17 protein-coding genes, 1 tRNA gene and 1 pseudogene are annotated in these 19,567 nt (G+C 56.6%); 5 read left to right on the top strand and 14 right to left on the bottom strand.

Annotated elements, in window-relative coordinates; all coding sequences use genetic code 11:
- Positions 1-29: 29 nt before the first annotated feature.
- From J3A98_RS23120 to J3A98_RS23110, 3 genes are all read right to left on the bottom strand, one after another.
- The gene (locus J3A98_RS23120) at positions 30-1,700 is read right to left on the bottom strand and encodes an FMN-binding glutamate synthase family protein (protein WP_209968733.1); all 1,671 of its coding nucleotides are present in this window, start codon (positions 1,698-1,700) and stop codon (positions 30-32) included.
- A gap of 170 nt (positions 1,701-1,870) precedes the next feature.
- Complete coding sequence (locus J3A98_RS23115) at positions 1,871-3,238, bottom strand: ATP-binding protein (protein ID WP_209968729.1); 1,368 nt, start codon at positions 3,236-3,238, stop codon at positions 1,871-1,873.
- 1 nt (position 3,239) lies between these two features.
- Positions 3,240-3,959 (bottom strand): response regulator, encoded by a 720-nt coding sequence (locus J3A98_RS23110; protein WP_209968726.1) that lies wholly within the window; start codon positions 3,957-3,959, stop codon positions 3,240-3,242.
- 140 nt (positions 3,960-4,099) lie between these two features.
- Here J3A98_RS23110 and J3A98_RS23105 point away from each other — a divergent pair, with 140 nt between their 5' ends.
- Positions 4,100-6,397, top strand: coding sequence for a TonB-dependent siderophore receptor (locus tag J3A98_RS23105; RefSeq protein ID WP_209968722.1), 2,298 nt, complete (start codon positions 4,100-4,102; stop codon positions 6,395-6,397).
- A gap of 163 nt (positions 6,398-6,560) precedes the next feature.
- Here the strand turns inward: J3A98_RS23105 and J3A98_RS23100 are convergent, their stop codons facing one another.
- Complete coding sequence (locus J3A98_RS23100) at positions 6,561-6,767, bottom strand: DUF3079 domain-containing protein (protein WP_103443313.1); 207 nt, start codon at positions 6,765-6,767, stop codon at positions 6,561-6,563.
- A gap of 58 nt (positions 6,768-6,825) precedes the next feature.
- On the opposite strand from J3A98_RS23100, the gene J3A98_RS23095 reads away from it, so the two are divergent.
- Together J3A98_RS23095 and J3A98_RS23090 are read left to right on the top strand one after the other, a co-directional pair.
- Positions 6,826-7,302: a type II toxin-antitoxin system HigB family toxin gene (locus J3A98_RS23095; RefSeq protein ID WP_245354972.1), complete on the top strand. Its 477-nt coding sequence runs from the start codon at positions 6,826-6,828 to the stop codon at positions 7,300-7,302.
- Between the two features lie 41 nt (positions 7,303-7,343).
- Complete coding sequence (locus tag J3A98_RS23090) at positions 7,344-7,817, top strand: transcriptional regulator (RefSeq protein ID WP_176683629.1); 474 nt, start codon at positions 7,344-7,346, stop codon at positions 7,815-7,817.
- Positions 7,818-7,821: 4 nt separating this feature from the next.
- Here the strand turns inward: J3A98_RS23090 and J3A98_RS23085 are convergent.
- A pseudogene (locus tag J3A98_RS23085) lies at positions 7,822-8,035 on the bottom strand (integrase); the annotation flags it as partial.
- A 103-nt stretch (positions 8,036-8,138) separates the two neighbouring features.
- On the opposite strand from J3A98_RS23085, the gene J3A98_RS23080 reads away from it, so the two are divergent.
- Positions 8,139-8,453, top strand: a complete 315-nt coding sequence (locus J3A98_RS23080) for a type II toxin-antitoxin system RelE/ParE family toxin (protein WP_348635640.1) — start codon at positions 8,139-8,141, stop codon at positions 8,451-8,453.
- Here J3A98_RS23080 and J3A98_RS23075 read toward each other — a convergent pair.
- The 8 genes from J3A98_RS23075 to J3A98_RS23040 all read right to left on the bottom strand — a co-directional run bounded on the left by J3A98_RS23075 (position 8,450) and on the right by J3A98_RS23040 (position 17,171).
- A complete protein-coding gene (locus J3A98_RS23075; RefSeq protein ID WP_209968718.1) occupies positions 8,450-8,773 on the bottom strand; it encodes a helix-turn-helix transcriptional regulator in 324 nt (107 codons plus the stop codon). The two genes, J3A98_RS23080 and J3A98_RS23075, sit on opposite strands and share 4 nt — an antisense overlap.
- 709 nt (positions 8,774-9,482) lie before the next feature.
- Entirely contained in the window at positions 9,483-11,531 is a 2,049-nt protein-coding gene (gene drt3b / locus J3A98_RS23070; RefSeq protein ID WP_064615107.1) for an antiviral reverse transcriptase Drt3b, read from the bottom strand.
- Positions 11,524-12,870 carry an antiviral reverse transcriptase Drt3a gene (gene drt3a / locus J3A98_RS23065; protein WP_209968715.1) on the bottom strand — a complete coding sequence of 449 codons (1,347 nt, stop codon included), beginning with the start codon at positions 12,868-12,870 and terminating at the stop codon, positions 11,524-11,526. Before drt3a ends, drt3b begins: the two co-directional genes overlap by 8 nt.
- Before the next feature lie 213 nt (positions 12,871-13,083).
- Positions 13,084-13,359, bottom strand: a complete 276-nt coding sequence (locus J3A98_RS23060) for a hypothetical protein (RefSeq protein ID WP_082916932.1) — start codon at positions 13,357-13,359, stop codon at positions 13,084-13,086.
- Entirely contained in the window at positions 13,356-14,336 is a 981-nt protein-coding gene (locus J3A98_RS23055; protein ID WP_064615271.1) for an integrase domain-containing protein, read from the bottom strand. The genes J3A98_RS23060 and J3A98_RS23055 overlap by 4 nt, the downstream gene beginning before the upstream one ends.
- A gap of 929 nt (positions 14,337-15,265) precedes the next feature.
- Positions 15,266-16,585 carry an integrase arm-type DNA-binding domain-containing protein gene (locus J3A98_RS23050; RefSeq protein WP_209968710.1) on the bottom strand — a complete coding sequence of 440 codons (1,320 nt, stop codon included), beginning with the start codon at positions 16,583-16,585 and terminating at the stop codon, positions 15,266-15,268.
- A 163-nt stretch (positions 16,586-16,748) separates the two neighbouring features.
- Positions 16,749-16,824: transfer RNA gene (locus J3A98_RS23045), tRNA-Thr, on the bottom strand.
- 98 nt (positions 16,825-16,922) lie between these two features.
- Positions 16,923-17,171 (bottom strand): hypothetical protein, encoded by a 249-nt coding sequence (locus J3A98_RS23040; RefSeq protein ID WP_209968707.1) that lies wholly within the window; start codon positions 17,169-17,171, stop codon positions 16,923-16,925.
- 525 nt (positions 17,172-17,696) lie between these two features.
- Here J3A98_RS23040 and J3A98_RS23035 point away from each other — a divergent pair.
- Positions 17,697-17,987, top strand: a complete 291-nt coding sequence (locus J3A98_RS23035; protein ID WP_003255753.1) for a DUF3077 domain-containing protein — start codon at positions 17,697-17,699, stop codon at positions 17,985-17,987.
- 292 nt (positions 17,988-18,279) lie between these two features.
- Here J3A98_RS23035 and J3A98_RS23030 read toward each other — a convergent pair whose 3' ends face one another.
- Complete coding sequence (locus J3A98_RS23030) at positions 18,280-19,485, bottom strand: methyltransferase (protein WP_209968704.1); 1,206 nt, start codon at positions 19,483-19,485, stop codon at positions 18,280-18,282.
- Positions 19,486-19,567 lie beyond the last annotated feature (82 nt).

Raw genomic sequence — 19,567 nt, 5'->3', positions numbered from 1 at the left:
GGGCTGCAGGGCAGCCCCAGTCATGTTTGTCATGCAGGTTCAGTCTCTTTGTGGCGCAGTCTTGATGCCACAGTTCGTGTTGCAGTGTCTCCCGTCTCCGGCGCAAAACTGTCGCTACGCGCCATCCGCCACATCCGCGCATAAAACTCGCTTTCGATCGAGCCACTGAGTAATTCGCCCGGCTTTAGGAATGTGTGCAAGTTCGAAAACAACCCGATTTCGCTGGGGCTGATGCGCCGCGCCAGGTGCTTGGGCTTGAGCTCCGAAGGGTGCTCCAGGCCTGCGGCAGCCAGCATCTCGGCCAGTGCGTGCAGTGTGTTGCGGTGGAAGCTGGCCACCCGTTCGGCCTTGTCTGGTACCACCAGGGCGCGTTGGCGCAGAGGGTCTTGGGTGGCCACGCCAGTCGGGCACTTGTTGGTGTGGCAGCTCTGCGACTGAATGCAGCCAATGGCAAACATGAAACCGCGTGCCGAGTTGACCCAGTCAGCGCCGATGGCCAATACGCTGGCAATGTCGAAGGCGCTGACGATCTTGCCCGCCGCACCAATGCGGATGCTGGAGCGCAGGTTCAGGCCGACCAACGTGTTGTGCACGAACATCAGGCCTTCGCGCATCGGCACGCCCATGTTGTCGCTGAACTCGCGAGGTGCCGCGCCGGTGCCGCCTTCTTTGCCGTCGACAACGATGAAGTCAGGGGTGATGCCGGTGGCGAGCATGGCCTTGGCAATGCCCATGAACTCCCATGGGTGGCCCAGGCAGAACTTGAAGCCCACGGGCTTGCCGCCCGAAAGCTCGCGCAGGCTGGCTACGAACTGCAGCAACTCCACTGGTGTGCGGAAGGCGCTGTGCGCCGCCGGCGAGATGCAATCCTCGCCTGCACGTACGCCACGGGTCTCGGCAATTTCGGGGCTGACCTTGTGCCCCGGTAAAATGCCGCCGTGGCCAGGCTTGGCGCCCTGGCTGAGCTTGATCTCGATCATCTTCACCTGTGCCGAGCGGGCCTGTTCGGCGAAACGCTGTGGATCGAAACGACCGTCCTCGGTGCGGCAGCCGAAATAGCCGCTGCCGATTTCCCAGATCAGGTCGCCGCCGTGCTCACGGTGGTACGGGCTGATGCTGCCTTCGCCAGTGTCATGGGCAAACCGGCCCATGCGCGCGCCGCGGTTGAGCGCGGCGATGGCGTTGGCGCTGAGGGCGCCGAAACTCATCGCCGAGATGTTGAAGATCGAGGCCGAGTAGGGCATTCGGCATTGCGGCCCGCCGATGGCAATGCGGAACGAGGCAGGGTCTGGCGTGGCCACCGGCAGCATGGAATGGCTGATGAACTCGAAACCAGGTTGGTAGGCGTCGTTGAGCGTGCCGAATGCTTTCTCGGCGCTTTCGTTCTTGGCGCGGGCGTAGACCAGCGAGCGTTGCGAGCGGGAGAACGGCAGCTTGTCGTCGTCACCTTCGATCAGGTACTGGCGGATTTCCGGGCGGATGGTTTCGATCAGGTAACGGATATTGCCCAGGATCGGGTAATTGCGTCGCACCGCATGGTGGCTTTGGCGCAGGTCATTCAGACCGACCAGGCTGAGCAGCGCGGTGATCAGCGTTACCGGCCACAGCCAGGCATGTTGGGCCAGCAGGGGCAGGCTGGCGAAAGTGAAGACAAGGCAGAGTACGAGGCAGGCGTAGCGGCTGGGAAGAGAGTGTTTCATGGGTCCATCGCAGGCAGGATGACCGGGCATAGGATAGGCAAACGCAGGGGACGGAAAACCTGGGTAACCGGTAAAAGACTGTTACCTGATTGCTAATTCCCAGGCCTGCGCAGCCCTATGTTGTGGGAGCGGCCTTGTGTCGCGATGGGCTGCTCCCACAGAAGATCGCGTTAGCCAGGCAGCAGTATGCTGACCCGCAATCCACCGCTCTCACGGTTCGACAGCATCAGCTCACCCCCATGGCTGGTGGCGATCCGCTGGGCAATGCTCAGCCCCAGCCCATATCCCCCGGATGCCTGGTTACGCGACCCCTCACCGCGCACGAACGGGTCGGTGATGGTCGGCAGCAGCGCAGGCGAAATCCCTGGCCCGCGGTCGTCGATGTGGATGAATACCCCTGTGGTGGTTCGCTCCAGCGTGACAGAAACATCCTTGGCATAACGCAACGCATTGACCAACAAGTTCTGCAGGCAGCGCTGCAGCAGCAGGGCATCTCCCCGCAGGCTGTTCACCCGGCCGTGCACCGGCAGTGGTTCCTGGTCCGTCGCCAGGTCCGCACACTGGCGCGTCACCAGCCGGTCCAGGTCCACCTGCTGCAAATTCTGCTGCTCTCCGGCACGCAGGTAATCCAGAACCTGACCGATCATATCGTCCATCTGCGTGATGTTCTGCCGCAGGCGCTGGCGGTGTTCGTCATCGGGTAAGCGCTCCAGGCGCAGGCGCATGCGAGTCAGTGGGGTGCGCAGGTCGTGAGACACGGCGGCCAGGAAGTAGGCCTTGTCGTTGACCATGGCAATCAGCCGCTGCTGCATCGCATTGAACGCCTGCGCCGCCTGGCGCACTTCCTCCGGGCCATCCAGCGCCAGGGGAGGCTGTTCGAGGTTACTGCCCAGGCCGCGTGCGGCATCGGCCAGGCGCCGCAACGGGCGCAGGCACAGGCGCACGGCAATCAGGCACACCAGCAACACGGCGACAATACGCAGCGCATACACCCGCAGCAGGTAATCGCTGATCAGCACCCACGCCGACTCGCCGCTCCAGCCCTGCAGTTCCTGGCCCGCAATGGTCAGCCAGTGGCCATTGGCCAACGGCACCGCGAACTGGATATGCGCCTGGGCCGTGCGCAGGCCGAACAGGCTGCGCCAGACGATCGGTTGGCCCAGTTCGTCGGTGAGTTGCACGTTCATCAGGCGCACGTCCTGGGCATGCCCCAGTTCGTACTTCAGGGCCTGCTGCAGCAACAGCTCGACCCGCCTGCGCCCAGGGCGCTCGTCATGCTCTTGCGCAGGCAGGCTTTCGACGCAGCGAAGCTGGTAGTGGGCTGGCGCCTGCAATGTACCGCCGTGGCAGTCGATCTGGGCAATCAGGGGGGCGCTGCGTGCAGCAACCAGTCGAACGGGCACCTCTAGCGCCTGGGCGAAACGCACATCGAACCAGATGCTGCTCGACATCAACTGGATCACCAGCGTGCCACTGACCATGATCAGCAGCAGTTGACCAAACAAGGTGCGTGGCCACAGCCGGTGAAACCAGCGCATGTCAGGCCCCGGCCGTGAGGGTGGCGATACTCAGCAGGTAGCCCTCGTTGCGGATGGTCAGGATTTGCGCGGCCCCCGCCGGCGCCCGGCGCAGTTGCTGGCGCAGGCGGCTGACGCACATGTCCACCGAGCGGTCGTCGGGCAGGTGGTCGCGGCCGAACGCGCTGCGGGTCAGTTGATCACGCGAGACCACACGGTTGTTGGCTTCCAGCAGTTCGCGCAGCACGCGGTAGTCGGAGCGCGGCAGGGTCAGGGTCTCGCCATCCGGGCGGGTGAGCAGACGCTTGACGTGTTCCAGGCGAAAGCCAGCGAACAGCTGGGCGTCCACCACGGGCTCTTCGGCACAGGTGCCCAGGCGTTGCGGACGACGTAGTACGGCTTTGATCCGGGCAATCAGTTCGCGTGGTTCGAAGGGCTTGGCCAGATAGTCGTCGGCGCCCACTTCCAGGCCGATGATGCGGTCCAGCGTGCTGCCCTTGGCTGACAGCATGATCACCGCCAACCCGGGGGTGGCCTGCAGCTGCCTGCACAGGCTAAGGCCGTCCTCACCGGGCAGCATCAGGTCGAGCACCACCAGTTCCACTTTGTGCCGGGCCAGCTGGTCGCGCATCTGTTCACCGCCGGCTGCGGCCAGCACGTTGTAGCCGGCATCGGTCAGGTAATCACAAAGGAGTTCGCGGATCTCGTCGTCATCATCGACAACCAGCAGGGTCGTGCTCATGCAGAAAAACACCTGTTAGGTGAGGGCCGGTGGCGCTCGTTACGTTCAATTACATCCCCGTACATGTCGGGTCTGGAGCCCGGAGGGCTGATCCCTAGAATCCTAACAAAAAATCATCTGCAAATACGAAGCCTTCCCAAATGAATCCCAAGAGCATCCCGACAGCGTTCACTCCCTTCAGTCAAAGTGGCAGTCGCCTCAAGCCGCTGGCCTTCTGCATTGCCGTCGCCATCAGCGGTGGGGCAATGGCTGCCGATGGCAAACCCCTTGTACTGGACGCCACGCAGATCGAAGACAGCGCATTACTGCCTGCCGACGACGCTGGCCAGTTGGGCTACACGGTCGAGAGCACCCGTAGCTCCACAGGCCTGGCACTGACACCACGGCAGACGCCGCAATCGGTTACCACCATCACCCGCCAGCAGATGGATGACCGCGACATCCACACCATCGAGCAGGCACTGGGAACCACCCCAGGCGTAACAGCCAACAAGTCCGAGGTGGGTGGGCGTACCGACTACCGCGCCCGTGGTTACTCGATCAGCAACTGGAAGGTCGATGGCCTGCAGACCCAGGGCGGTTCCGATTTCAGTGGCAGCGGCAATGCGCTGAACATGGACCTGTACGAACGCATCGACATCGTGCGCGGCGCCAACGGCCTGCTGGGCGGCACCGGCGACCCCTCGGCCACCGTCAACCTGATCCGCAAGGCACCGACCAAAACCTTCGGCGGCAGTGCCTATGCCACTTACGGCAGTTGGGACAAGCGCCGTCTGGGGGCTGACTTGAACCTGCCTCTGTCCGAAGATGGCCGCCTGCGTTCGCGTTTCGTGATGACCCAGCAGGATGCCAACTCGTTCCGCGATAACCAGTCCGAGCGCTCCCGCGCCGCCTTGGCCAATTTCGAATTCGACCTGGACGACGCCACTACCTTGGGCGCCGGTTACCAGTATGAATACAACAAGGTCGTGGGCGGCGGCTGGGGCGCGAACATCCCGATCTGGTACCGCGACGGCAGCAAGACCGACTTGCCGCGCAGCACCAACCTGGTGCCCAGCTGGAGCTTTGGCGAATACACCACCCGCACTGCATTCGGTTCGCTTGAGCACCGCTTCGACAACGACTGGACCCTGGACCTGAAAGCCGCCCAGGCCACCACCGAAGCCCTGAACCACCGGGGCCTTGCCAAGGTGAACTCGGCAGGGCGCGGCAGCTACGGCGGCTATTGGGACCAGGACGGCAGCGGCGCCGTACTGAACGGTTTGCACAGCTCCAGCGACACCACCCAGCAGTCCGCGCAAATCGACCTGTCCGGCCCATTCCAGCTGTTCGGCCGCACCCACCAGGCCATGGTCGGCTACAACGACAGCCGCACCGTCGGCTGGTCGCCCCAGTACACCTGCACCATGGTCGGCGACGGCATGGCCAGCGCGCCTGCATTGGGCTGCCAGTTCCGCGCCAACAACGGCTTCCCGGTGACCGACTGGCACAATGGCGTGGATGGCGACTACGACCTCATCGCCTCGCGCACCGGCCTTCACAGCAAGACCACCACCCGCCTGCAAGGCATGTACGCCGCCACCCGCCTGAGCATCACCGACCCGTTGTCGGTGATCGTTGGCGTGCGCACCAGCAACTATTCCTCGGTCACCCGCAGCGTGGCCGGCGAGCGCAGCAGCCAGGAAGAGAATGGCATCGTCACCCCCTACCTGGGCGCGGTGTACGACCTCAACGACAACTACTCGGTATACGCCAGCTACACCGACATCTTTACCCCGCAAACCTCTGAAACCAGCAGCGGCAGCAAGGTCGAGCCGATTCGTGGGCAAAGCTACGAGACAGGTATCAAGGGTGAGTGGTTCGATGGTCGCCTGAACGCCTCGGCGGCGTACTTCCGCACCAAGCAGGAAAACAAGGCCGTGCTGGACGGCGACCTGACCACCCCGACCGGCGGCAGCGCCTACAAGGCCGGTTCCGGGCAGGAAACCGACGGTATCGACCTGGAAGTCGCAGGCGCCCTGACCCCCTACTGGAACGTCTACGCCGGCTACACCTACTTGCACTTCCGCCGCGTCGACAGCGACGGCCGCAGCGACCCGTCGCACCTGTTCAAGGCCTCCACCACCTACCGCCTGAGCGGCCCGCTCGACCGCCTGACCCTGGGCGCCGGCGTGACTGCGCAGACCAACATCCGCGCCATCTCCAGCCCGGCTGGCCAGCCCACGAACGGTGTGAGCAATGGTGCCACTGACGTGAACTGGTCCGGTTACGCCATCTGGAATGCCATGGCCAAGTACCAGTTGACCGATGAGACCAGCGTCAGCCTCAACGCCAACAACCTGTTCGACAAGCACTACTACACCCAGTACGGGTTCTATGCCGGGGCGATTTATGGCGACCCGCGTAACCTGTCGTTGACGGTAAGCACCGCGTTCTGATCAGCTCTTCCACAAGGCCTGGCGCTGTACCTGTAGGAGCGGGTTCACCCGCGAACACCGGCGCAGCCGGTGCCTGCAACCGCATCGCCAGCGTCGCGGGCACGCCCGCACACGGAACCAGCGCTGGGCTCAAGGCCTGCGCTGGGCCGCCAAGCGGCCCTTCTTACCTAGGCTCTACCGCTTGCCCTGGATCAACCGGCTTCTCCAGCTGGCCCTCGAAGCTATTCCAATCCTCACCAAACAGCTCCACCGGATGCATGGTCCGGTCTGCGCCATTGCCACAGGCTAGCGCCTTGGCAGGGCAGTACAGGTCGCAACCCCAGCAGATACGCTCGGGGTGGCGAGGGTTTGTGGGGAATCTCTTGGCCATGTTCAACCTCCCTCAGGGCTGCCTGATCTGAACGTAAACCCCTCGACCAGCCCTTCGTTTGACGGGCATCAATCCATTGGCGATCGCCAGGTCACCGTACATCGCGCATCCAGATATCTGGTTGGCAGATATCTGGATCAGAGATATTTTCCACCCTATGTTGGTGCGCCGGGACAACACAATGCGGGTCATAACGAAAGCGGCGGTAACCAAGGCGATTGAAGCCCACGGCCAGTGGAAAGCGCCCCTAAGCCTGTGGCTGACGACCTTCGACAGGGCGACGCTGCGGTTTGAATCTTTTGAACAGTTGAGGCAGACGTGGGTCACTGTGTCTGGCTGGAATGTTGATCGCATCCCCCACTCAAAACTCAGGCCCGCCAGCCGCAAAGGGCCGCTTGATATCTACGTGTTCGATATCAAGGAAAACGAATGCCGCCTGATCGCGTGGCTCAAAGCGCGAACGGGCACTCTCTACATCAAGGCCATTCTGTCGCAAGCCGAGTGCGACAAATGGTGCAGAAGCGATATCAGGTAGCAACCTGGGCAGCGCGATATTTCAATTCGACAGGTGACAACATGAAGCGGGATAAAATCGAAGCCAATGGACGAGATGCCTTCATCGCTAATATTTCACCCATGCTCGATGGCCTGAACACTCAGATGGCAACCATGGCCCAGCTTCTAGCCGCCTGCCATGACCCCATCAAGGACGATGCCGAGCTTGAGGCACGCATGGCCTTGATCGACGAGCTCTACTCCCATGCGGACAGCGAAGGGCACGCTGCGGCACGCTTTGCCGAGATGGTAGCGGACCGCGTCTACGAGTATGAGAGTGAGTCTGTATTGGTGCCGTTCGCGAGCCAGGCCGAAGCGTTGGCCTTTCTGCTGTCGGACAGGGGCGTGAAGCAGAAGGACCTGTCGGCGATAGCGACCCAGAGCGCGGTATCCGAGATTCTGAACAACAAGCGGAAGATGACGGTTGCCCAGATAAAGGGCTTTGCTGAGTTTTTCAGCGTACCGGTTGAGTTCTTCATGCATGGGGTGGTTTGACAGGCTCGATAGCCGTCTCCGACCACAACCCAGGCTCGACCAGCGCACTGCATGCCATGGCTCGGAACCCGTGGCCGCAGATGTCCGCCTTGGTGTCGTAGCCATCGTCCTGAGTGCGGCAACCCCCGCGAACACCAAGTCGAATTTGCCAGTGATCGCGTAGATCTGCCCAAGCAAGGCCACTGCATGCGGCGGGGTACAACGTGAATGTAGCCGGCCCCAAATGAGGTCGAACTGATTTCAGCGGGCGAGAGAAACACGATATTTCAGGGTATACCGCGAAACATTTCTAATTCCGCCAACTGCAAGCCACTGCGCTAGATTCGCTCCTCTTGGCATCCATGCCGTCCCCAATACTGCATCTCGCCGTGGCTGCGACGCATCCAGTACGGCCAGGACCCAGAGCGGCCGATCAAGTCGTTGACCGAGTCGGTAGGGGCGGGTGCGATTGAGCTCATCATCAACGGCAGCCCTGCATTCCGATGCGTGTATGTGGCCAAATTTGCAGACATGGTCGTCGTGTTGCATTCGTTCGTAAAAACGACCAACAGGTCCGACCGGCACGCGATGCAGGTCGCCGAACAGCGGATGAAAGAGTTGAAGCAAGAACTGAGAAAAATGGGATACAGGGTTTAGCTGCCAGGCGTTTGGGTGATCACGATCTGGGGCGGTGAACCGGCATCGTTCGAGGGCAGGATCAGAGTTGTGCGGAAGCCGAGCTTGTCCAGCATGTCCATCATGGCGTCCAAGGTGAATTTCTCGATCTTGCCATTTGCAAGCTCGGATATGCGGGATTGGGTTACGTTCAGCTTGGCTGCGGCATCATGCTGTTTGAGGCCCATTTTTTTGATGCAGTCAGTGATGAAAATGGACAAGTCCATTTTCAAGGCCATTTTGCTGGCGGTATCTGCGTCGTGGGTGGCGTGGAAAGGGCTTTCGTGGAATTGAAGCGCCATCGGCTTGCCTCGGCAGAAATATCTAAAATTTGCGATAAATCGTAGTGCGGATTGGTTGGCGAGTCAAAGCGTTTGTATTGGAGGGTGTGTCTGTTTTTGAGCTGGGCTGTGATCAGAGAATTGCATCTGCTGGGGGGGGGCTGCTGCGCAGCCCATCGCAGGCAAGCCAGCTCCTACACCGATCGCGGTGGCTTCAGGGCATCTGTAAGGCAGGGGATTGGGGGCTGCGGGGGAAAACAAAAAAGGCCCACCTTTCGGTGAGCCTTTCTTGATACTGCGTATGGTGCGGCACCAGGAGTCAAATAAGTATTTAACTATATGATTTTCATGAGTTTTATAGTTCGACTCAAGATTTTGTATCTCTAAAAATACCCTTTAGAATTCGCGCCTTCACTCCTTTGTATGCGGAAGCACGTATCGAACGGGTAGAGAGGGGTACTGCTGGAGCTTTACTCTAGGCGATAGCTAGTCAATCAAGCCTTGGACTGTCCACAGGCTCCTATCGGCTGGGAGTAGGTCATCAAAAAACGAGATAATCGAGCATCCTTCACTTTCCTGGTAGGCCTTAAGCTAAGAGGAAAGTGAAGGAGTCAAGACCGGAGAACTCACGAGGATTCAACGAGGCAAAGCTTTCGTGCATAGAACAACCTTGCCGTGATGCTGGTGTGTGCGACCGCAAACGGTCTTCTATGTGCGTGAAGCATCGGAATCAGTATACTTCCTGACTGACCTTAGCGTCTAGCTCCTTAGAGAAATCAAAATCGCCCCATTTTGTGAACCAGTACTCGCTATATTTTTGGATTCTTAGCAGATAATTTTTTGGCAAGCAATAGTGTTCCAAGACTTTGATTTTAGTTTCATTACTCACGAAAGGACACGCTATAAGGTCCAGCGCCATATGAACCATTTCAGAATCCCCGATCAACGAATCTTGCTTCAATCTGAATCTCTCTAGTATATGCTTTTCCAAAGCAGTCCTTAACAGCAAGTAACGGGTCTTTCTTTCTATGTAGAAAAAGAGAGTGACTATAGAGAAATAGTCAAGGCTGGATTTTGTTTGAAACTGCCCATTTGAAAAGTCAAAACCAAAGCTGTGTCCAAGAACTTTTTCATCTATGCGATAATTTTTTCCAAGTTGACGCATTAACACCAGCAAATACATTGTCTCGATTTTTGCGCTTTTTCCATCGGAGTTGTGATCCATTATGCTTCGGCATCTCTCATAAATTACCTGTGAGATTGATGCCTCATAACTTAAGCCGATTGGGTCAGACTTATAAAACGACAAAATACGTTGACAGATACGGCAAAGTTTAATGGTTGTGTTTACTTTTGGCGACACGGCATAGATAAAAAAGACAAAGCCTAGGAGGGCTTCTATTGACTTTGAAAAGCTCTTGTCGGTTCCGCTAAGATTTTCTATCTTCTTATAACCTTCAATTAAGGAGCCTACTTTGCGCTCTACCACGGAAAGAGAATAATTTAATATTTCCCCGTAATTAACACCTGAGGTCGTCAGAATTGACTTAAAGTCCGTGATTAATGAAGATCTTCCAATGTAAATTTCTCCCCTTGGAAGTTTCTCCCCATCCTTGATTTCTGAAGAAATCTCATAAGCTAACGTACGATCAAAAAGATCAGAGATACGCTTCTTTGCGATGGATATAGGCGTAATTATAGGGCGCTGTAGTGTTTCTTCTTTGCCCTTGTTTAATGATAGCTTGTATAGCTTCAGGCTTTCTTGCAATATCATTTTTATCTGATGGCAGACTTCTTCGTTATTGTAAAAGACAAAATAGTCATCTACATATCGATAAATCTTGAAGTCTGAATTGTGTACATACCCTTTTTCAAGTAGTTTTCCAGAGATTTCAGTATCAACAGCTTGGAGTATTATTTCCGCGAAAATCCTTGAAACTTCAGGGCCGATCAAAATTCCGTTTGTTTCGTTATGATTCAACTTTTGCATCAGCGAGTCAAATTTCCCCGCAAATGAGCCTAGTATGGTTTTAAGGTTTTGCTTTGCGAAGTCCTTTCCATATATTGCCCACGCTAGGGAGTGCGTGTAAATGCTATCAAAACAACCTGACACGTCAAACTTTGTAAGGTTCTTGAAGTCGCGCTCGCTACGCAGGTGTTCCCTCGATTCGTAAAACTTAAAAACATTGCTAAATCGTTCATATACAAAAAACGATTTTAAATTCTCATAGTTTTCGCCGTCTACTTCTACCAAAGCATCAGATTTATCTTGCCTCTCTATTTGCGAGCGATAATCTATATACGTACATCCAGCAACTCTCTTGGGTGATCGCAGGCTGAACTCACTTTTGCCAGTGTAATAAATCATCAGGTCTTTATATTGATCATAGAAATCTACTACGAGCACTTGACCTTTGGGGTGCATTAGCGACAATTGTCTTAACTGGTCCTGCTTATGTGTCGTCGAAAAAATGAAAGGGACAGTGTGGACGAAATCCGTTTTTTCCAGAATAATTAGAGATTTAGATTCGCTGTCCTCGGCGACATGCTTGATAACTTTACTTGGTTGAATGCCAAGAATCATTCTTACAAGATTGTCTAGCACTTCATCTTTTGTAGTCCATGAGATTGTATTTCCATTGATTTTTATGTTGTGTTCGCATAAGAATCTGTAGAAGTATCTATTTGAGAAAACTATAGGCACTTCGTATGGAAGTACATCTGATAATACAACTCGCTCTATTGGGAAATTTATGGATAGTGCTTTTTTTCTAGACATGCTTCCAACCTCGCGAAAGCTCTGAAAGCTGTTTTGGGTCAAAATTTCTAAACAATTTGTCTTTGAAACCTTGCGCGAAAGATAGTTTCGAGAGCTTTCTCGATAGTGATGGGCTGGTAATGCTCTTGATTTTATTGATGTAATAGTTATCAAGCCCAGAAAGCTGAGTGGTCTCAGTTATGAACTTGTTACTAAAGTAGACTCCAATGAATGCGTTGCTTTTTCTATTGAATAAGCGCATGTTTCCGGTTAAGAACAGACATCTGAGCATTAGTTCTTGCTCAGATTTCTTGGGGATAAATAAAAATTTTGAAGCATAGTCGGAAAATGCTTTGTCGATACGTGATTTATATTTGTCAAATTTTCTTTGGCTCAGTCTTACGCCTGGACTGCTCTTAGAAACATCAAATGTATATCCGAGGTAGTCAAATTTACCTTTTTGCTCAACCAGTAAATCAATAACTTTTGTTTTGGCGTTAAATTTCAGTCCCTTTGCATCAAGTATCTTACTGAGAGTAGGTAGGTACTGATCTGCGAGTTCTTTTCGCTGGGGGGCATACATGAGAACCATATCGTCAACGTATCTTGCATAATAAAATATATCTTCTTGTCGTTTGATTTCGGCATCAATGCTTGAGAGATATATCTCGGATAGATACGCACTTATACCTATGCCGCGCGGTAGTCCGTTCACGTCCCCAGATACAACGACATAATCTTTCATGAGTCGTGTTAGAATTCTTTTAATTAGCACCGATAGCTCAGGAGCTTGGTGAATTCCATCGAGCAGCTCCTTATGCCTTACAGACTCATAAAATGATTCTACATCTGATCTAATGATGTACTTGGGTACGCCATCTAAAGCCAGTGATTTTATTTGGCTGACTAGAATGTCACGCGGAGGCATACGAAGCTCATATAAAGTCTTTAGCGCTTGTTGAACAAACCTCATCGCGAGTATTTGATCTAAGCAATTCCCTGCGCCGTAAACATTTTTACCTCCAACCGGAGCCGGTAGAAGCGTGATGTTTATTCTGAAGTCTTTGCTGCTAACTGCTTTGCTAACCCTCTCCAACTCAGACTCAATCAAAGCTACATGCTGAGACTTGCGTTTTTCTATAACAGTAGTCAATCGTGACATGCGTTTTTCGTAGAATGCGAGAGTAGTTTTCCCCGTGCGTAAGCGGTAGCGTGCAAATGATCTTAGCTTGTTCAGCTTGTAGAGTTTTACTCTTATAGCGAAAGCGCTTGGGATATACCGCTCTTCTAAATCCCCACCCTTTTCTCTATCAGCCTTTAGTAGCTTATTAAGATTTTTTATCGAGAAGGACTGATCCATAGTTAAGGTTAACCTTCCATATTTTTCTATGGTGTGTGCTAAGTATGGCTAATAAGCGATTTTACCCGATTTTCGAGCAAGGCTACGCTCCAGTGACAGATTTTGCGTAAAGATGTTTTTTCTATTTCTACGAACGTTTTGTAATTCTTTATTGATCCAATGGCCGTTTTTAGTCGATCACTGTTCGTCCAGACCACTAGGACCATATCCCATTCAGCGCTTGAATGCCCATGACGTTTCTAAGCGCCGCGTGATCAGTCGGATTGTTAACACGTAATAGTACCGTGTCGCCTCACTCCGCCGGCTAATGCAATGTTCGAGAAACCAGTCCACGTGCTTTTTCTGCCAACCCCACGGTGTTTCTCTCTGCCAGCGTTCTGCAATTTCAGCTTGAATGATTTTGGCCTGGCGAAGGTGGCGTTGCCGCGTTGCGTGTGAGCCGGTCAGAACGCCAGCTAAAAACAGCTCCATATCGAATGGTTTACTCATCCCCGACCACCAATGTAGGCGGCGACCACGTCGATCCGCCCGTGCCCCAGTTCGCAGCTGATTTGCCACCGGGCATCAAGATCAAGGTTCCTATCTACCTGGCAACATTGGCCGCCGTTGATTGGCGCGGGGTATTGGGTGATCTGCTCATAGCGCTCACATGCGTACGCCGCTCGTAGCTCATGGAAGCCCTTGAGGTTGTGTGCATGAAGGATGACCCGCGCAGGGTGGATGATTTCTTGCAGAAATGTCAGGTAGCTTTCGTGTCGCGCAATCAGATTGCGGCTACCCATAGGCGATACCTGCCGTGCAAACTCAAGCGCCTCGCGAACATGATCGTCCACTGTAATCCATCGCGGCGCCGAGGCTCCGGAGCGACCGCCTTTGGTGCCATCCTGAATGTTGATCCTGCCAAATTCGTTAGCCTCACGGCTCAGTCGTGGCAGGTCAGCCAAGATGGTCTCACGCAAGCGCATGCCGGTGGCTTGCGCCAACAGAACGATCGCGGCGGCCCGCTGCTGATCATGGCGGCAAAGCGCATCAACGATTTTCTCAACCTGTTCGCGGTCCTGGCCTTGTGGGGCCAATTGACGAACCCCGCTACGCTGCATACCCAATGCCATGCTCGGACTAGGCAATTTCACGTACTGATCACCGCGAAGCGCTGCCATAGTTCTGTTAACGCTGGATAGGCGGTTTTGTGCGGTGCTGACGGCGAGATCACCGCGCCTAACCGTGTCGCGCAGATACGCCGCGTAGTCGGCCAACACCTTTCGATTAATCTGCCGCGCATCATTGATACCGGGCCCCTGTTCGGAGCGGCACCATTTCACGAATGCCTGCCACCGATCACAGTGTGCCTTGACCGTGCCGTAGTGGCCGCCGCCGAACATGTCTTTCAGCGCTTGCGGACCTGCGTAGCTCAGTTGCCTGCCGTAGCCGAAATTACGGCCATCGCGTTTACCCACCAATGCCATGTCGGTCACCTCATCGTCCGCTCTTCGATCCTCGCCCCACGTCATCCCGCCAAGAATGTTGAGTGTTATCAGGGATCAAGGCCCCTGCGACCTGTGGGGATGTCCTCTTACGCGGGACTGGCGGCTCCTTACGTCCGGGAGCAAGGGCATCTCATGATCTGGCCTCCTGAGCACCGTTACCGGTGGGCGGGTAGAGGCTGCATTGGCTGACGAGACCAGTGCCGCGAGATCCTGAGCCGGGTGAACGCAGCGATACGATGACCGGGGCATGCCTGACTGTCAGTCAGGTGCAGTCCATTCCTTGGTCTGCGGCACCATCATCTACATCGCTGTTGCTGGTGACATCGGCGTTTGTCACGCCGATTGTCACGAGTGAAGTTGCCGCAAAGCCAAATGCGATGAGGGCTGCAGCAGTGTTAGACGCGCCCGTCTCTTTCCAGTGAAAGAGACGGGCGCAGGTTGGCGCACGCGAAATGGCCAAGCGGATAGGTTGCTGCTGAGCAGATGGGTAGGGTGGTTGCCGCAGGGGCAACGATATTGAGTTGGCATCCATCACATGGGTAGTGACCGTACGAGCTGCCGGACGCGAATCGTACTTGCGGGTGAACCACCGCGGGAGCGGCGTGACCTCCAAGGTTCGGGTCACCTGGGGTGCTGTCATCGACAGCTCTTGCGACTCCCGGTCTACGCTTGTGGACAATATTCGTCAAGCAGCGCGATATCAGGGATTTAGCGCCTGTGGATAAAACTATCCCCCGGTGGACATCAGTGGTTTTCCACAGACGTCAGCTGTGCCAGCAGTTTTTTTCTTAGGTATGGTCCTTTCAAACGGGGCGGCTTTGCAGCCCCGTTTGAAAGGACCCGCGAGGAGGAGCTTCATGCGGTGCTGTGGGTAACTTCACAGGGAGTTGAGGTGGTGGTGCGGCGGGTTACTCGGTCCTCTTGGCACTGCGAAGCCGCGTGACGTTCTCGCCCGTTTGCTTGGCAAACTCATGCGGCGTCACATGGTCCTCGCGGTTCGCCTCCAGAAACCGGCTCCACCAGGTCATGATCATCCGGCGCTCTTCGAGGAACTCGGCCTTATGGGTATAAGCGGCCCGCACGTTGTTGCGTTCCTTGTGGCTCATCTGCCGCTCGATAGCCGTCTCCGACCAAAGCCCGGACTCGACCAGCGCACTACACGCCATGGCTCGGAATCCGTGGCCGCAGATATCCACCTTGGTGTCGTAGCCCATCGTCCTGAGTGCGGCATTCACCGTGTTCTCGGACATCGGTTTCCATGGCTTGGCATCTCCCGCGAACACCAGGTCGAACTTGCCGGTGATCGCGTGGATCTGCTCAAGCAAGGCCACTGCTTGCGGCGATAAGGGTACAACGTGAATGTCTCCGGCCATTTTCGTACCCCTTGTGGAAAACGGTACGCCGTCGAGCGCCGGGCGAGTGTCGGGGATCTCCCATATGCCGCGATTGAGGTCGAACTCGTTCCAGCGAGCGAAGCGCAGTTCACTGGAGCGTACGAATACATGCAACGACAGCATCACCGTGAGGCGCGTGAGCGGGCGACCTCTGTAGTCCTCAATGCATGCCAGTAGCTCTGGCAGCCGCGATAAGGGTAGTGCGGGCCGGTGAGTTACCCGTGGTGTCTTGATCGAGCCATCGAGGTCGTGAGCAGGGTTCGCCGTGATCAGTCGCAGCCGTTTGGCTTCGCGCATGATGCTTTGCAGGTAATTCTTGATCCTGAGCGCCACGTCGATGGTGCCGCGCTTCGTCACGGCTTCTAGTGGCTGCATGAGGTCGTGGGTGTCCAGCTCAACGATTGCTCTGGCACCGATTAAAGGGAACACGTGGGTCTTCAATCGGCTGAGCACAGTCTTGGCGTGGCCGGGCGCCCACTTCGGCACCATGCTCGCATACCAGTCGAGCGCAACGCTTTCGAAGGTCCGGCCGTTGATCACGGCCTGAGTCTTGGTCTGTTGCTTGTACTGGATGGGGTCTATGCCGTTGGCGAGCTGCTGCTTGATCTCGAAGCGCTTGCGGCGTGCGTCGCCAAGCCCGACCACCGGATAGCTGCCAAGAGCAGTCAGGCCTTCGCGGCCATCGGGTTTCACGTACCTGAGTCGCCAGCCTTTGCGGCCGTTGGGTTGCACAAGCAGGTAAAGACCGTCGCCGTCGAAGAGCTTGTACTCGCGCTCTCTGGGCTTTGCCGTGCGACAGGCGGTGTCTGTAAGCGGGGCAGTGGTGCGGGCCATAAGGGTAGTCTCCGATATCGAAACGGACCTCTATCCTTAAAACTACCCTTATTAGCGCTGGCTACCCTCGGAATCCGACGGAACGCCAAAACGAAAAAAACCGCCAGAAGGCGGGTTTTTCGGGGGTTCCAGAGATTTTGAAAGCTTTCTATGGAACCTTGAATGGTGCCGGCACCAGGAATCGAACCCGGGACCTACTGATTACAAGTCAGTTGCTCTACCATCTGAGCTATACCGGCAGTGGGGCGTCATTATAGCGATCGTTTGGCGCCTGTAAACCACTTCCTTGCGAATGTTCGCAAAAGACCTAAGTCACCGGCCCAAAAGAAGAATTTTCCTACCAGCCGCGGTGCATGGTGGTGACGCTAGGCTCGCTTTTACCCGGGTTGAAGAACAGCTTGTCGTTGTCGCAGCCGCGCTTGCGGCACGGGGCTTCTGCGCGCAGGGGCAGGCCGTTGTCGCCGCCCAGTTGCATGCCGGGGTGGTTCCAGCCCAGGTTGCTGTTGGGGTGGGGCGAGGTGCCGCCGGCGCAGCCGGTCAGGGCCAGGGCGAAGGTCAGCAGGGCGAGGGGGTTGGCTCGGGTCACGATGCTCAGGTCCGGTGGTCCATTGTCGGTTCTGGCGCAACGCCAGAAGGTCGCGGGGCTGGCGGGCAGCGCGCGACGTCACTTTTTAATGATTTGGGGGGCGGATGATACACCGTTGCGGCGGTGGAGCATTAGCCTTGTGTTGTCTGGTATGGCCTCTTCGCGGGTGAACCCGCTCCTACACGGGGGCGGGTAAGCCGGGTTATCTGTGTAAGGGAATTCTGAACCATGGGGTCAAAAGCTTCAGGGTTTGGATGCTTCGGAAGTATCCTACGCGCGCCGCCGAAGTAACGCTGTTGTCGGGGAAGTGGCTCACGGATACCGTTTTCGGGTCGCTCTGGCGACCGGGTGTGAGAACCCGACTTTGAACGTATCGGCTGCGTAATGGCGACTGTGCGCGGGCAGACCTTGGTCTGGCCGAGCTTCCTACGTTCACTCGGTTTCTCACCTCGTGCACGGTTGCCGCCTTTGTTCCGTGAGAAAGAATGAACACGGCAACTCCTTTTGAACTAGGGAGTTTGAAAAGTGAAAACGATCGATTCTGATCCCAACAGCCCCAAACCAATCACAACCGCAGGCGTGGAAACCTTCCTCGCAGCCGGTAACCCATCCCTCAATCTCCTACGCGTAGAGCCCGGCGTCCCCGTCGACGCGGCCTACGAGCATGTCTCGATCCTGATGGGCTACATCAAGCACCTGGTGCGCGAGGGGGATATGGAGGACGACCATAAATTCCTGGGTGCAGCCGATTACCTGTGCGACATGGCCAAGGCGCTGATGAACGATATCGAGATCGCCAAGGGCAAGGCGCATTGAAAATGTGAGAGTGCGGGGGCTGCTTTGCAGCCCTTTCGCGACGCAAGGCTGCTCCCACAAATGACCGCGCAAACAGCGCTTGCGCTAACCACAAGAAATGTTTATGCACAAGTGGCATCGGCGACCTGAGCGAAAGGCATGCCGGATCGCTACGCCGCTTGTCTTTGCGCAAACGCCTGTTTTTACTGGGCTGCAGCTGCAAGCAGGAATAAGCCAAGCGCTTGAAATAGCGCTTGGATCCAACAGGTAATCACAAGCTTGTTCACAGACTTATCCACAGGTTGTGCTGCGGCTAACCGTCGCGTTCCGCAAGAATGAGCAGGTTGCGCGGGGTCAGTGGGTAATCGCAAAACAGGCCCAGGCGCACGTCATAGCCTTGTTCTTCGAGGAACAGGGCGCGATCGAGTACCAGCCACAGCTCCAGTGGCCGACGGAACAGGTTGCGTACGCGCTCCAGGTTCCGAACCTCGGCCAGGCGTTGCCAGCCCGCAGCTTCCAACATTGCCCAGTCCGGGTTGCCGCTCACTGGCAATTGCTTCAGTTCAGCCAAGTCACGGCAGTATTGCTCGAAGGGCTTCTCCAGCCAGGCCACCGGCAGGGAAGGCGTCGGCAGGTATTCATCGGTCTGGCGCTGCTGGCGTTGCAGCAGGTCGAAGCCCAGGCGCCGGGCCATCGAGGTGTCGCGCTGGCGCCGCACGCGGGCGCCGGCAGTGACGGTTTCGCTCAAGGGCAGGCCCAGGTCGTCCAGCGACAGCTGCAGGCTCGACGCCTGCGCGGCTGTGGATAACGCCTGGTACTGCTGCGCCGCGATGCGGTTGTAGCAGCAGGGGGCTATGGCCAGTTGCCGGCAACTTTGCTGGCTGGCCAGTTGCATCAGGCGTACATGCAGATCGCCACAGGCATGCAGGGCAACCACGCTTTTATCGTCAGCCAGGTGGCGAGCGCTGTCGCTGGCCATCACGTCCTGATGTACGTGCTGTGCTTGCAAGTGGTGGTGTGCACTCAGGGCCTGACCAGCAGCGACCAGGTCGGCGTCGTACTCCAGGCAGGTCAGGTGTTGACCGGGTTGCAGCAGGCGACGGCCGAGGTGGCCTTTGCCTGAACACCAGTCCAGCCAGTGCCGGGGCTGCTCGCGGAAGGACAGGTGGCTGGCGAAGGCTTCGATCTGCTGCCATTTGCGGCCGGGGACGGCGACGTCCAGGCGGTGGGCGGCAGGCGGTAGATTGGTTTGCGCAAGGCTGCCGAGCGTGGCGAGCTGTCGGGCTTGTTCGGCCAGTTGCGGGAATGGGGCAGGCAAGCGGTCAATGGCGCTGTCGGCTTCGGCGTCTGCCAGGGAACATTGGCGCAGGTGGGCGGCAAGCGCTGGGTGGGTGGTTTCCCAAGGCAGTTGCAGGGTGGTGAAGGGGCGGGGTTTCCACAGCTGTTGGTGCTCGATCAGGAACTGGTCGAGGGCCTGGAAGCGGGTGCTGAGGTGGTGGCTGTGGAGGGGGCTGGGCATGGGGATGTGTGTTGGGGTTGAGGGCCTGTTCGCGGGGAAACCCGCTCCTACGAAGGTTCAGCATAGGCCTGTTGTAGGAGCG

The organism is Pseudomonas sp. BP6, from assembly GCF_017875935.1.
Classification (GTDB): domain Bacteria; phylum Pseudomonadota; class Gammaproteobacteria; order Pseudomonadales; family Pseudomonadaceae; genus Aquipseudomonas; species Aquipseudomonas putida_Y.
The sequence above is the reverse complement of the archived record's forward strand: the minus strand, read 5'-3'. Positions and strand labels throughout refer to the sequence as shown.